The organism is Streptomyces sp. EDA2-14 (assembly GCF_054963755.1).
Genome location: NZ_JBUEGE010000001.1, coordinates 435,020 through 447,752 on the forward strand (window position 1 = coordinate 435,020; position 12,733 = coordinate 447,752).

General features: G+C 71.0%; 9 protein-coding genes. 4 read left to right on the top strand and 5 right to left on the bottom strand.

All coding sequences use genetic code 11. The features are described 5' to 3' along the window. Position 1: 1 nt before the first annotated feature. Positions 2-673: a hypothetical protein gene (locus tag ACY34M_RS01900; RefSeq protein ID WP_462717253.1), complete on the top strand. Its 672-nt coding sequence runs from the start codon at positions 2-4 to the stop codon at positions 671-673. 206 nt (positions 674-879) lie between these two features. Here ACY34M_RS01900 and ACY34M_RS01905 read toward each other — a convergent pair whose 3' ends face one another. After that, entirely contained in the window at positions 880-4,197 is a 3,318-nt protein-coding gene (locus ACY34M_RS01905) for a S8 family serine peptidase (RefSeq protein WP_462717254.1), read from the bottom strand. 214 nt (positions 4,198-4,411) lie between these two features. Here ACY34M_RS01905 and ACY34M_RS01910 point away from each other — a divergent pair, with 214 nt between their 5' ends. Then, positions 4,412-4,861 carry an NUDIX hydrolase gene (locus tag ACY34M_RS01910; protein ID WP_462717255.1) on the top strand — a complete coding sequence of 150 codons (450 nt, stop codon included), beginning with the start codon at positions 4,412-4,414 and terminating at the stop codon, positions 4,859-4,861. 287 nt (positions 4,862-5,148) lie between these two features. Beyond that, complete coding sequence (locus ACY34M_RS01915) at positions 5,149-6,915, top strand: TIGR03767 family metallophosphoesterase (RefSeq protein WP_462717256.1); 1,767 nt, start codon at positions 5,149-5,151, stop codon at positions 6,913-6,915. A gap of 18 nt (positions 6,916-6,933) precedes the next feature. On the opposite strand, the gene ACY34M_RS01920 is transcribed toward ACY34M_RS01915, so the two are convergent. Both ACY34M_RS01920 and pepN read right to left on the bottom strand, forming a co-directional pair. After that, a complete protein-coding gene (locus ACY34M_RS01920) occupies positions 6,934-8,004 on the bottom strand; it encodes a hypothetical protein (RefSeq protein WP_462717257.1) in 1,071 nt (356 codons plus the stop codon). Positions 8,005-8,371: 367 nt separating this feature from the next. Then, a complete protein-coding gene (gene pepN / locus ACY34M_RS01925; RefSeq protein WP_462717258.1) occupies positions 8,372-10,957 on the bottom strand; it encodes an aminopeptidase N in 2,586 nt (861 codons plus the stop codon). Positions 10,958-11,095: 138 nt separating this feature from the next. Between pepN and ACY34M_RS01930 the strand changes: the two genes are divergently transcribed. Next, positions 11,096-11,728, top strand: a complete 633-nt coding sequence (locus ACY34M_RS01930) for a mycothiol-dependent nitroreductase Rv2466c family protein (RefSeq protein WP_462717259.1) — start codon at positions 11,096-11,098, stop codon at positions 11,726-11,728. On the opposite strand, the gene ACY34M_RS01935 is transcribed toward ACY34M_RS01930, so the two are convergent. Both ACY34M_RS01935 and ACY34M_RS01940 read right to left on the bottom strand, forming a co-directional pair. Further along, positions 11,725-11,943 (bottom strand): hypothetical protein, encoded by a 219-nt coding sequence (locus tag ACY34M_RS01935; RefSeq protein ID WP_462717260.1) that lies wholly within the window; start codon positions 11,941-11,943, stop codon positions 11,725-11,727. The two genes, ACY34M_RS01930 and ACY34M_RS01935, sit on opposite strands and share 4 nt — an antisense overlap. A gap of 143 nt (positions 11,944-12,086) precedes the next feature. After that, positions 12,087-12,728 carry a superoxide dismutase gene (locus ACY34M_RS01940; RefSeq protein ID WP_462717261.1) on the bottom strand — a complete coding sequence of 214 codons (642 nt, stop codon included), beginning with the start codon at positions 12,726-12,728 and terminating at the stop codon, positions 12,087-12,089. Between the last annotated feature and the right edge of the window lie 5 nt (positions 12,729-12,733).

Genomic DNA, 12,733 nt, shown 5'->3' on the forward strand with positions numbered 1-12,733 from the left:
CGTGAACGACTTCGCGCACGAGGACCGGCTGCTGATGCTTGCCGCGACGGGTGAGCCGCTGCCGGCCGACGACCCCGACGCCGCGGCGGTCGCGGCGGATGTCGCGGTGCTGCGCGATCAGGTGCGGGGCCTCGGCGACGCGCTGGCGTCCCGCCGGGAGCCGGTGCCGGTGCCGGTGCCGGTGCCTTCGCCGGTACGTCGCCGCCGTCCGCTGCGGCTCGCGTTCGGCGGGCTCGTCGCGGCGTGCGCCGCCTCGCTCCTGGGCGGGCTCGTGTGGCTCGGGGTGAGCGAGCCGGACGGGGGCGGTGATGCGGCCGACAGCAAGGCGGTCGCGCCCGACGCCTCCTCGGCCGCGATGGAGGTCGCTTGTTCGCGGGTCCTGGTGGAGGGCCGGGTGACCAGTGTCACGCCGCGCGCGGACGGAGACGTCCGGGTCGTCCTCGACGTCGAGCGCTCCTACCGCCCGGAACGGTCGGTGCGCACGACGACGGTGACGCTCGACGGCGCGGCCGAACACGATCTCCGTCCGGGGACGTACACGTTGATCCGAGTGCCGGTGCGTCCGGCCGACCGCCAGGACTGGAAGACGGGCCGCGCCGTGACGACGGCCCGCGCGGACATCCTCCGCGCACTCCCCCAAGCCCGAGACCTGACATGCCCCGGCCCCTCGTAACGCTCGCCCTCCGGCCGCGCCGGGCGGAGCCGCTCCTATCAAGCCCCTGCGGCGATTGAGCAGCGGGGTCCGGGGCGGAGCCCCGATCTTTTGCAGCCCCGCCGGCGATTGAGGCGCGGGGGCCGGGGCGGAGCCCCGGGGCGTCCACGACGGAAGGGGCGGTCACCCGTGGGTGACCGCCCCCCCCGATCACGTTCCGCCGAAGGCTAGGGCGTGACCTTTTCGATCTGCACGCTGCCGACACCCGCGGCGACCCCGCGCTCGTTCAGCAACCGCACCTGCCCGAAGAACTCCCGCCCCTCGGGCGCCGCGGCCCCCGCGACAACCTGCGCGGAGACGGAGGCCGACGCCCCGTTCGCCAGCGAGACGGCCTTCGACCCGTCGACCTTCACCGTGCCGAGCGACGGCGCGAAGAAGACGTCGACGTAGTCGTACTCGGTCGAACCGGACGGCACCGAGTAACCGTCCACCTTCACCGTGTACGTACCGGCGGCCGGCTTCGCGATGCTCACGGACTCCTCGGAGTCGCCGTCGGCGGACTGCCCGACGACGTTGCCCGCCTTGTCGTAGACCGTGAGGTCGAGGTCGGCGGCCGAGTCGGAGACCTTGCCGATGGTGACGTCGAGCTTGTCGGCACCCTCGGGGACCTCGACGGTCGACGTCTGCGTCGCCCCGTTGGCGATCGTCGGCCGCTCCGACTTGGAGGAGCCGAGCGCGCCGCCCTGGAGCTTGCCGCCCGTGATGGCCGCGAAGTTGTTCGTGACCTTCCAGTCGACGTCGGCCGGCGTGCCGACCTTCGCCTCGGGCAGCGTCCGCACCGCCGGGTCGAAGGCCGTGCCGAACACGGCGACGTCCAGCGTGTACGGGTTGTCGAGCAGCGGCGACGTGCGGCGCGCCTCGACCTCGATCTCCCAGACACCCGCCTGCGGCGCGTCGTACGAGCGCAGGTCGGGGCGGCAGCCCGCACCCGTGCCGTCCCCGTAGTTCGGGTAGCAGTTTGGCGTCGACGTCGGGTCGACCGGGACGCCGTACGGGTGGATGGAGATGAAGCGGGTCTGGCTCTTCGCGGCGAGCCCGCCCATCCGCACCTCGAGCGACTTGGCGCCCTCGGGCACCGTCACGAAGTACGACTTCACGCTGTTGCGCTGCACCGAACTCTTCGCCTGGTACGTGTACTTGACCGGCGAGGAGACGACGGCCGTCGTCATGATCTGCTGGTCGACGCCCTCGGTCTTCGGGTCGTCGACGCGCAGGATCGCGCTGCGCAGACCGGCCGAGGAGGGCTTCGCCTGCACCTTCACGGTGACCGGCTTGTTCAGCGGCAGGTGGACGACGCTCGACCCGACGATCGAGAACGTGTCACCCGAGTTGTTCTTCAGCGACAGCCGGTGCGCCACGGACTTCGACGAGCCCGAGGTCCGGGTGACCGTGACGTCGTAGGTCTTCTTCTGCCCGGCCTTCAGGCCGCCCTCGCGGTCGTAGATCCCGGTGCCGGAGCCCGGAGTCTTCAGCTCCTGGTCGAGCGCGGTGTCGACGGGCGCCTTCACGGTGTACGTGTGGGCGCTCGCCCCGTCCTTGATGGAGTCCCAGGCGTCGACGATGTCGATGAGGCCGGAGCCCTCCGCGTACGACTGCTCGCCCGGGATGTGCTTCGCGGTCGAGGTGAGCGCGGTGCGCAGCTTCGCCGGGGTCAGCGACACCTTCTTCTGCTTGGCCGCCGAGATCAGCAGCGCGCTCGCGCCCGCCGCCTGCGGCGAGGCCATCGACGTGCCCTGGAGCATCGAGTAGCCGGCGGGAAGCGAGTAGCCGGACTCGGGCGTCGGGCTGCCGGGCAGCCAGGTCTGGGTGGAGTTGATGGCGGCGCCGGGGGCCGAGATGAGCGGCGCGAAGCCGCCGTCCTCACGCGGACCGCGCGAGGAGAACGGCATCATCGCGTAACTCTTCTCGACGGCGGAGCCGTAGTTGGCGGCCCACGTCTCCTTGGAGATGGACGCGCCGACGGACAGCACCTTGTCGGCGAGGCCCGGGTCGCCGATCGTGTTCGCGCCGGGACCGGAGTTGCCCGCCGAGATCACCAGCTGCACGCCGTACTGGTCGATGAGACGCGTGTAGAGCTCGGCGCGCGCGTTGGCGCCGTCGTTCAGCGCGGGCAGGCCGCCGATCGACATGTTGACGATGTCGACGCCGCGGTTCGCCACGAGGTCGATCATGCCCTCGGTGAGCGCGACGTTGGTGCAGCCGCCGGTCCAGGTGCAGGCCCGCGAGGAGACCAGCTTGGCGCCGGGCGCCGCGCCGTTCATGTTCTTGTTGCCGAACAGGGAGTTGGCGGCCGTGATGCCCGCGACGTGCGTGCCGTGCTCGGACTCGATGACGCCGATGTTGACGAAGTCGGCCTTCTTGCCGACCCAGTCGCCGCCGTAGGGGTCCATCGGGACGTCCTTGCGGATCTGCACGACGAACGGCTGGCGCTCGACGACGTCGGTGGACGGGTCGTCCTTGCCGAAGTAGCCGACCTGGTGGCCGTCCTTGTACGGCTTCATCGGGGTGTCGTCGGTGAAGTCGCCGTTGTCGTTGAGGTCGACGGTCACCGTGCCCTTGGCGGCGTCGTACAGGACGCCCCACTTGTCGGTGGTGTCGCCGTCCCGGTTCGCGTCGCCCTTGGCGTCGCCGCCGGCGGTGACGGACTCCGCGAAGGTGCTGATCCCGTACGACCCCTGGGCGGCCTTCCAGGTCCGGCCGCCGTACGTGAACGTGGGTCCGCTCACCTGGCTGACCATCGGCCGCCACGTCGCGTCGCCGTCCACGATCGGGTCGGTCGCCGTGACCCAGTCGACGATCTTGCGCTCGCCGGTGGTGGTCTTCTGCAGCGCCGGGTGCCCGAGGTCGACACCCGAGTCGAGGATGCCGATGGTGGTGCCGCGGCCGTCCGCCTTCGGGTTCTTCTTCACGAAGTCGACGGCGCCCGTCTCGAAGGACGGGTTGTACGGGTTCTTGGCGGGCGTGCTCTTGCCGGGCCCGCTGTACGAACCGGTGGCCTTCTTGGCCGCGCCCTTGGTCGTGTCGGCCGCCGGGGTCGGATCGTCGAGCGCGATCTCCTGGCGCAGGTCGATGCCGTGCACGGAGTCGAGCTTCTCGGCTGCCTTGATGGCGGCCTCGGCGCGGGCCGTCGGCACGGTCGCCCGTACGTAGCCGAGCTTGTCGTAGGTGCGGCCCACGGAGCCGCCCTTGACGGCGTCGAGCCGGCCCGCGACCTCTTCGGTCTTTCCGGGGGCCGTCGCGAGCATCATGGTCACGTTCTTCGCGCCGTCCGCCTTGGCGTCGGCGAGCAGTTCGGCGTCCTGCGCGCCGAGCTTGTCGCTCGCGGACTTGACGGTCGGCGTCGGCGTGGCCGGGTCCGCGTCCGCGGCGAAGGCCAGGGGGATCGGCCCGGTCGCGGCGAGCGCGGCCACGAGTCCTGCCGCCGTCGCGAGCCGGGCCGCGCGTCTCGCGCCCGATATGGGGGCGCGTTGGGGATCGGTGGTCATCAGCATCCCTGTACGTAAAAGGTGAAAGGGATCCGGATTTCGGTGCCGGATGACCGCTCAGCTTGATGCAAGGGACCACGTTTTGGGGAGAGTTGCCCGAGCCGGGAGGCCGCCATGGCGTACTTCCGCCATGCGTCATCCCGTCCAAAACGGGACGGGTCGGGCAAGGCGCGTAACACCTGCACGGAGGGCCGGATACCTCTAGCGTCAGGGGATGAACAAAGAGCTGAGGGTGGCGGCCTACGCCGTGTGCGTCAGGGAGGCGCAGGTGTTGCTCGCCCGCTGGGTCGCGGGGGACGGAAGCAAGCGGTGGACGTTGCCCGGTGGGGGCATGGACCACGGTGAGGATCCCTACGACACGGTGATCCGGGAGGTCGACGAGGAGACCGGTTACGTCGTCGACCCGGTCGCGCTCCTCGGTGTCCACTCCGTGCTGCGCCGCTATCCCCGCAAGCTCGGGAAGATCGCCGACTTCCACGGGCTGCGGCTCGTCTACGAGGGGGAGATCACCGGTGGGGCGCTGCGGCACGAGGAGAACGGGTCGACCGACATGGCGGCGTGGCACGACCTCGCGGCGGTCCCCGACCTCCCGCGCGTCGAACTGGTCGACGTAGGCATGCACCTGTGGCACGACCGCCCCCGGGCGGGCCACGTGTCCTCATAACGCCCGACCGCCCCTGCGCCACGGGGCTCCGCCCCGGACCCCGCTGCTCAAGCGCCGCAGGGGCTTGATTTAACGGCCCCCGGTTCCCACGGAAGGTGAACTCGGAGTGACCGGGTGGGCGCGGGGGGCCCATGCTCGCGTGACGGTGCGGGGGCCGCCCAGTGGGCCTAGATCCACGTACCGTGATCGGCGTTGCGCGTTGCGTCGCCGTTCACGCACAGGTCACCCCCGCTGCCAACGATCCAGTACGGAACTGTCGACGCGTTCGTACTCGGGGAGACCGCGCCATGTCGCGCACACGCTCTGTCACCACAGCCGCCGCAACGATCGACCGCCGCGCACTCCTGACCGCGACCGGCGCGGTGACCCTCTCGGCCGGCATCGGATACGCCCTCGGCCCCGCGGGCGAGACCCGCGCCGCCGCCCACCCGGCCGCCGCCCCGGTCCGGGCGATGTCCCGCAAGGCCCCGGCCGCACCCCTCGCCCCCTACACCCGCGGCACCACCCTCGCCGCGGTCGCCACCGGCGCCGCGGGCTCCGGCTACCGGCGCCTCGGCGACGGACCCGCCTGGACCCGCGTCGTCCGCACCGAACTCGGCGACGCCGGAGGCGGGCGCGAGGCCAAACGCACCCCGCTCGCCGCGTTCGTCCAATTCACCGACCTCCACCTGGTCGACGTACAGCACCCCCTGCGCTACGAGTACCTGAGGTCGCAGACGGCGAGCGCCTGGCGCCCGCAGGAGGCGCTGAGCGTGGCCGGGGCCGTCGCCCTCGTGGAGCGGGTGAACGCCCTGCGCGGCGCACCCGTCACCGCCTCGCCGCTGCACTTCGTGATGACGACGGGCGACAACACCGACAACAACGCCCGCTCCGAACTCGACTGGTTCCTCAAGGCGATGAGCGGCGGCCGCATCCGCCCCAACACCGGCGATCCCCGCCACTACGAGGGCGTCCAGAACAGCGGACTGCCCCTCTACTGGCAGCCGGACGACGGGTTCCGGGACGCCGACAAGCGGGACCACGGCTTCCCCCGCATCCCCGGCTTCCTGGACGCCGCGATCTCCGAACTGCGCAGCCCCGGCCTGAACCTCCCCTGGTACTCCACGGTCGGCAACCACGACTCGCTCCCCGGCGGCTGCTACGCCCCCGCCGACCCGTACTTCGCCGAGTTCGCGGTGGGCGGCCGCAAGCTGATGGACCTCGACGCGGCCACCGGCAAGGCGATCTGGGACAACGTGCAGCAGGGCGGCGACCCGAAGGGCAGGGCGTTCAAGGAACTCCTCGTCTCGCACAAGCGCAAGATGCGCCGGGTGACGCCCGACGAGTCCCGCGCCCCGTTCACCCCGACCGAGTACCTCGCGGCCCACCTCGACCCGGCCCACATGGGCCCGGGACCGATCGGCCACGGCTACACGCAGGCCAACCTGGCGTCCGCGACGCAGCACTACGCGTTCCGGATCTCCGACGACGTCCTCGGCATCAGCCTCGACACCACCGACCCGGCGGGCCACTACGAGGGCTCGATCGGGACGTCCCAACTGGACTGGCTGAAGGATGAACTGAAGGGTGCGGAGCGGCGCGGCGACCACGTGATCGTCTTCTCCCACCACACCTCGAAGTCGATGCGCAACCTCCGCGAGGACCCGAACCACCCCGGCGAGCAGCGGCACGGCGGTGAGGAGCTGGCCGCCCTGCTCGCGGCGCACCGGCCCGTCCTCGCCTGGGTGAACGGCCACAGCCACAAGAACGACATCACGCCGCACTCCGGCGCGGACGGCGCCACCGGCTTCTGGGAGATCTCCACGGCCTCCCACGTCGACTTCCCGCAGCTCGCCCGCATCATCGAGATCGCCGACAACCGCGACGGCACCCTGTCCGTGTTCACCACGCTCATCGAGTCCTCGGCCCCGCACCGCACCGACTTCACGGACCTCACGCAGACCGGCCTCGCCGCCCTCTACCGCGAACTCTCCTTCAACGCGCCCGGCTCGCGCGCCACGCTCTCCGGCGCACCGGGCGACCGCAACACCGAACTCGTCCTGCGCAAGAACTGACCCCGGCACCGCCGGGCGTCACCGCGGCAGGACCACGACGTACGCCGCCGGATCCCGGTCCCCGGCCGCCATCAACGCGGTCCGTACGACGGCGGCCTGCTGCTCCAGCGACTCGCGCAGCTTCTTCGGCGTGATGTGCACGACCGTGATCCCGAGCCGCTCCAGGTGCTCGCGCTTACGCGCGTACTCGCTCCAGAGCGCGGAGTCGTCCTGTTGAAGGCCATGGCGCGGCGCACGCGTGTCCAGGTCCACGGCGACGGAGTGGTCAGGCCAGAACGCGTCGACGCCGCCGAGGTACGGGCCGCCGGGCAGCCGCAGATCCACGTTCCACACCGGGTCGGGCAGCCCGTGCTCGCGCACCATCGCGTACAGCCGGTCCTCCGCGATGGTCCGCCCCTCGGCGAGCAGCGAGTCGACGGCGTCGACGACGTGCGGCCGGGTGAGGAGCCGCGCCTGCGACAACTCCCGTACGACGGCCGCCGGTTCGCAGTGCCCGCCGCGCACCGCCTCGGTGAGCAGCCGCCGCACGGCGCCCGCGTCCGACAGCTGGGCCACCGCGTCGGCGAGGGCGCGCGGCACCGGCGCGACCGGAACGCCCGTCAGCTGTACGGGACTCGGCAGCCCGGCCGCCCGGATCAGCCGCGCGAAGGCGGGGGAGCGCAGCCGCCGGGTGCGCGGGACGAGCACGTCGATGTGGTCGAGCGAGGCCACCGGGGGAGCGGAGGAGAAACCGTGCAGCGCGAGACCGGCGAGCCCGGTGACCATGGCGTCGCCGTACGACGTGGGGCCGGGGGCGTTCGGGGTGTGCTGCGGGGGCACGCCGTCCGGGCGACCGCGCCGCTCGGGGGCCCGGCCGGCGTACAGCAGGACGGCCTGCAGCCGCTCCTCGCCGGTGGGCGGGCCCGGGTGCAGCAGGTACACACCGGGCAGCAACCGCTGCCAGGGTCCGCCGGGCCGGCACTGCTCCTGGACGGCGGCGGCGCCCACGCCGTGCGCCTTCAGTTGCGCGGCGGTCATCAGGCGCGGCTGGTTCCCGAGCAGGTGGCGCAGCGGGCGGGGGGACAGCGGAGCGGGGGTGTTGTGGTTCATGACCCCGCCATTCCCGCTCGCGGAACCCCCGCTAACCGCTGTTACACCCCCGTAGACAACCCAGGACATCGTCGCACTAAAGCCCAACCCCCCACATGCCGAAAACCCCAGGCGATACCAGGGGTTACGGCCCCGATTACCCGCGTTCGGTAACACTGCGGGATACGGCCCCAAATCAAGCCCCTGCGGCGCTTGAGCAGCGGGACCTGGGGCAGAGCCCCAAATCAAGCCCCTGCGGCGCTTGAGCACCGGGACCTGGGGCAGAGCCCCAAATCAAGCCCCTGCGGCGATTGAGCAGCGGGGTCCGGGGCAGAGCCCCGAAGCCCCGGTGCCGCGCAACAGCAACCGGGGCCCGAGCCCGGACCGGTCAGACGGCCGCAGCCGCATCGCAGGCCTGCCCACGCAGCGCCCTCGCCAGATCGTCCCGCGCCTCAAGCACGAGCCGCCGCAACGCAGGCGCAGCCTGCTCGTGCCCGGAGAGCCACGCATCCGTGGCGGCCAACGTCTCCTCGGAGTCCTGCAACGACGGGAACAGCCCCCGCACCACATCCATCCCGATCTGAATCGACCGCTCGCCCCACACCCGCTCGATCACGCCGAAGTACTTCTCCGCGTACCCCGCGGTGAGCGCCCGCTGCGACGGCTGCTGGAACCCCGAAATCGTGGCCTCCACCAGCGCGTTGCTGAGCGCGTCCGACTCCACGACCTGCGCCCAGGCCTGCGCCTTCACGGCCTCCGACGGCCGCGCCGCGAGACACCGCACCTGGTGCCGCTTGCCGGACGCCGTGTCGTCCCGCGTCAGCTCGTCGGCGAGCACCCGCTCGTCGGCGACCCCGTACGTCGCGAGCGTCTCCAGGAACGCCCACCGCAGCTCCTGGTCGACCTCAAGACCGTCGATCTTCGCGCCGCCGTCGACCTCCAACAGCTTTCGCAGGAACTGCAGATCGGCGTCGCTGGACGCGACCGAGCCGAAGAACCGCGCCCACGTCAGCTGGTGCTGGCTGCCCGGCTCCGCGATCCGCAGCTCCTTGAGCGCCCCCTCGGCGAGCAGCCGCCCGCCCTCCTCGCGCCACTCGGGCGCCGCGTAGTGCACGAGCGCGGAACGCGCCCACGCGTGCAGCATCTGGAGCACGCCGATGTCGGACTCGCGCCCCGCGAACCGCAGCACGAGATCGATGAAGTCCCGCGCCGGCATCAGCGCGTCCCGCGTCGCGTTCCACAGCGCCGTCCAGCACAGCGCCCGCGCCAGCGGGTCGGAGACGTCCCCGAGCCGCTCCCGGAGCATCACGAGCGAGCACTCGTCGAAGCGGATCTTGCAGTACGTGAGGTCGTCGTCGTTGACCAGCACGAGCTCGGGAGCCTCGGCCCCGGCCAGCTCGTCCACCACGGTCCGCGGACCGTCGACGTCCAGCTCGGCGCGCGCGTACCGCTCGACCGACCCGCCGGCCGTGCGCCGGTACAGGCCCACGGCCACCCGGTGCGGCCGCAGTTCGGGGTGCGAATCGGCCGCCTCCTGCACCACCGCGAGCTCGGTGATCCGCCCCTCGGCGTTCAAAGTGACCTGCGGCGTCAGCGAGTTGACGCCCGCGGTCTGCAGCCAGGACCGGGACCAGGCCGCGAGGTCGCGCCCGCTCGTCTCCTCCAGCGCCGACAGCAGATCGCCCAGCTCGGTGTTCCCGTACGCGTGCCGCTTGAAGTACCGGCGCGCGCCTTCCAGGAACGCGTCCCGGCCGACGTACGCGACGAGCTGCTTCAGGACGGAGGCGCCCTTGGCGTACGTGATGCCGTCGAAGTTGAGCTTCGCGTCCTCCAGGTCCCGGATGTCGGCCGTGATCGGGTGCGTGCTCGGCAGCTGGTCCGCCCGGTACGCCCACGACTTGCGGTTGTTGGCGAAGGTGATCCAGCCGTCCGTGAACCGCGTCGCCTCCACCATCGAGAACGCGCCCATGAAGTCCGCGAAGGACTCCTTCAGCCACAGGTCGTCCCACCAGCGCATGGTGACGAGGTCGCCGAACCACATGTGGGCCATCTCGTGGAGGATCACGTTCGCACGCCGCTCGTAGGACGCCTGCGTGACCTTGCCGCGGAAGATGAACTCCTCGCGGAAGGTCACCATCCCCGGGTTCTCCATGGCGCCGAGGTTGTACTCGGGCACGAAGGCCTGGTCGTACTTCCCGAAGGGGTACGGGTAGTCGAAGTGGTCGTGGAAGAAGTCCAGGCCCTGCTTGGTGACCGTGAAGACGTCGTCGGCGTCGAAGTACGGGGCGAGCCCCTTGCGGCACATCGCGCCGAGCGGGACGACGAGCTTCGACCCGTCGTCGAAGGACCGCTCGTAGGTGTCGGTCACGTAGTGGTACGGCCCGGCGACCACGGCGGTGATGTACGTCGAGATCGGCTTGGTCTCGGCGAACTGCCAGACCCCGTCGACCAGTTCGCCCGCGCCGTTGGACCACGCCGTCCAGCCCTCGGGCGCCTGCACGCTGAACCGGTAGGGGGCCTTGAGGTCGGGCTGCTCGAAGTTGGCGAAGACGCGGCGCGCGTCGGCGGGCTCGTACTGCGTGTAGAGGTAGACCTCGCCGTCCTCGGGGTCGACGAAGCGGTGCATGCCCTCGCCGGTGCGCGAGTAGGCGCACTGGGCGTCGACCACCAGTTCGTTGTCCTCCGCCAGGCTCTCCAGCTGGATGCGGTTGCCGTCGAAGACGGCCGCCGGGTCGAGGTCCTCGCCGTTCAGCGACACGGCGGTCACGGTCGGCGCGATCAGGTCGACGAACGTGCTCGCCCCCGCCTCGTTCGACCGGAACCGGATCGTGGTCACGGACCGGAAGGTGCGCGGCCCCTCGCCGGCGAAGTCGCCGACCGCGGAGCGCAGGTCGAGAGACACCTCGTACCCGTCGACGGACAGCAGACCCGCCCGCTCGCGGGCCTCGTCGCGGGACAGATTCTCACCGGGCACGGCGGCACTCCTTCGTGACGTAACTGTTCAGCCGCCTACGATCCTCGCACGCGGCTCCGACACCGGACATCGGGGAATGGACCGGGCACGGACCGTGTTGCCGCAGCCGAGACAACCCGGTGAACCTTGAGGAGAACCATGTCCGAGAAGACCCCCGTCGACTTCTGGTTCGACCCCCTGTGCCCCTGGGCCTGGATGACTTCGCGTTGGGTCCTGGAGGTGGAGAAGGTCCGCGACATCAAGGTCCGCTGGCACCTGATGAGCCTCGCGGTCCTCAACGAGCCGCGCCTCGACGAGCTGCCCGAGGAGTACCAGGAGATGATGCGCACCCAGGCCTGGGGCCCGGTGCGCGTCGTCATCGCCGCTCAGGAGGAGCACGGCGCGGAGGTCCTCGGCGACCTGTACACGGCGCTCGGCACCCGCATCCACAACCGCGGCGAGGGCCCCACGAAGGAGGCCGTCGCGGGCGCCCTTGAGGAGGTCGGCCTGCCGGCGTCCCTGCTGGACCACTGGGACGGCACGAAGTACGAGCCCGAGCTGCGCGCCTCCCACAAGGAGGGCATCGACAAGGTCGGCCAGGACGTCGGCACGCCGGTCATCGCGGTGCCGGGCGCCAACGGCGAGCAGATCGCCTTCTTCGGCCCGGTCGTCACCCCGGCCCCCAAGGGCGAGGAGGCGGCCAAGCTCTGGGACGGCACGCTGCTCGTCGCCTCGGTCCCGGGCTTCTACGAACTCAAGCGCACCCGTACGGTGGGCCCGATCTTCGACTAGTCGTCGATGTCGTCGGGGAGCCTGCCGTGCCACGGTGACAAGTGGCGCCGCAGCGTCAGGCACCCGGGGGTGGCGCAGCGCCAGGTCTTGTTGATGTCGCCCGGGCTGTGGCCCTCCGAGGCCAGGTACGCCTCTTCGTGGGGCTTGAGCTGACGGAAGCCTCGCATCCCGTGGCAGGTGCGGCAGTCCCAGTCGTGGTGCTCTGCTTTCATCATGCAGCCAATTTCCCCCGGAACCCGGCATACCAACAGACCCCCGCGAGTCACATCCTCGCGGGGGCCTGTCCTTTCCACCGCCCGCCGCACGTGAAGGGTGAGAAGACGATCACGAGGCGGGACGCATCACGCTGCGGTGCCGGCTACGGCACCAGCAGCAGGTTGTTGGCCCGCTCCTTCGCGGCCGCGTACCGCTTGGCCACGTCCTGCCAGTTGACGACCCGCCACATCGCCTCGATGAAGTCGACCTTCTGGTTCTTGTACTGCAGGTAGAACGCGTGCTCCCAGGCGTCGAAGACGAGGATCGGGGTCGAGCCCTGGCCGACGTTGCCCTGGTGGTCGTAGATCTGCTCGACGATGAGCCGCCCGCTCACCGGCTCGTACGCGAGGACGCCCCAGCCGGAGCCCTGCGTGGTCGCCGCGGCCTTCGTCAGCTGGGCCTTGAAGCCGGCGAAGGATCCGAAGGACTCCGTGAGCGCGTCCGCCAGCTCGCCCACACCGTCCGCCGCCAGCGGCTCGCCGCCACCGTCGCCGGTCATGTTGTGCCAGTAGATGCTGTGCAGGATGTGGCCGGAGAGGTGGAAGGCCAGGTTCTTCTCCAGGCCGTTGATGGAGCCCCACTGTTCCTTGTCGCGGGCCTCGGCCAGCTGCTCCAGGGTGTCGTTCGCGCCCTTCACGTACGCCGCGTGGTGCTTGTCGTGGTGCAGCTCGATGATCTGCGGGTTGATGACCGGCTCAAGCGCCGCGTAGTCGTACGGAAGCTCAGGAAGCGTGTACGTGGCCATGTCTC

What these genes read in the sequence shown, in the direction of transcription:
- ACY34M_RS01935 (WP_462717260.1), bottom strand. Translation starts at nt 11,943, where the DNA reads ATGATGAAAGCAGAGCACCACGACTGGGACTGCCGCACCTGCCACGGG.
- ACY34M_RS01905 (WP_462717254.1), bottom strand. Translation starts at nt 4,197, where the DNA reads ATGACCACCGATCCCCAACGCGCCCCCATATCGGGCGCGAGACGCGCG.
- ACY34M_RS01910 (WP_462717255.1), top strand. Translation starts at nt 4,412, where the DNA reads ATGAACAAAGAGCTGAGGGTGGCGGCCTACGCCGTGTGCGTCAGGGAG.
- ACY34M_RS01915 (WP_462717256.1), top strand. Translation starts at nt 5,149, where the DNA reads ATGTCGCGCACACGCTCTGTCACCACAGCCGCCGCAACGATCGACCGC.
- ACY34M_RS01940 (WP_462717261.1), bottom strand. Translation starts at nt 12,728, where the DNA reads ATGGCCACGTACACGCTTCCTGAGCTTCCGTACGACTACGCGGCGCTT.
- ACY34M_RS01920 (WP_462717257.1), bottom strand. Translation starts at nt 8,004, where the DNA reads ATGAACCACAACACCCCCGCTCCGCTGTCCCCCCGCCCGCTGCGCCAC.
- ACY34M_RS01930 (WP_462717259.1), top strand. Translation starts at nt 11,096, where the DNA reads ATGTCCGAGAAGACCCCCGTCGACTTCTGGTTCGACCCCCTGTGCCCC.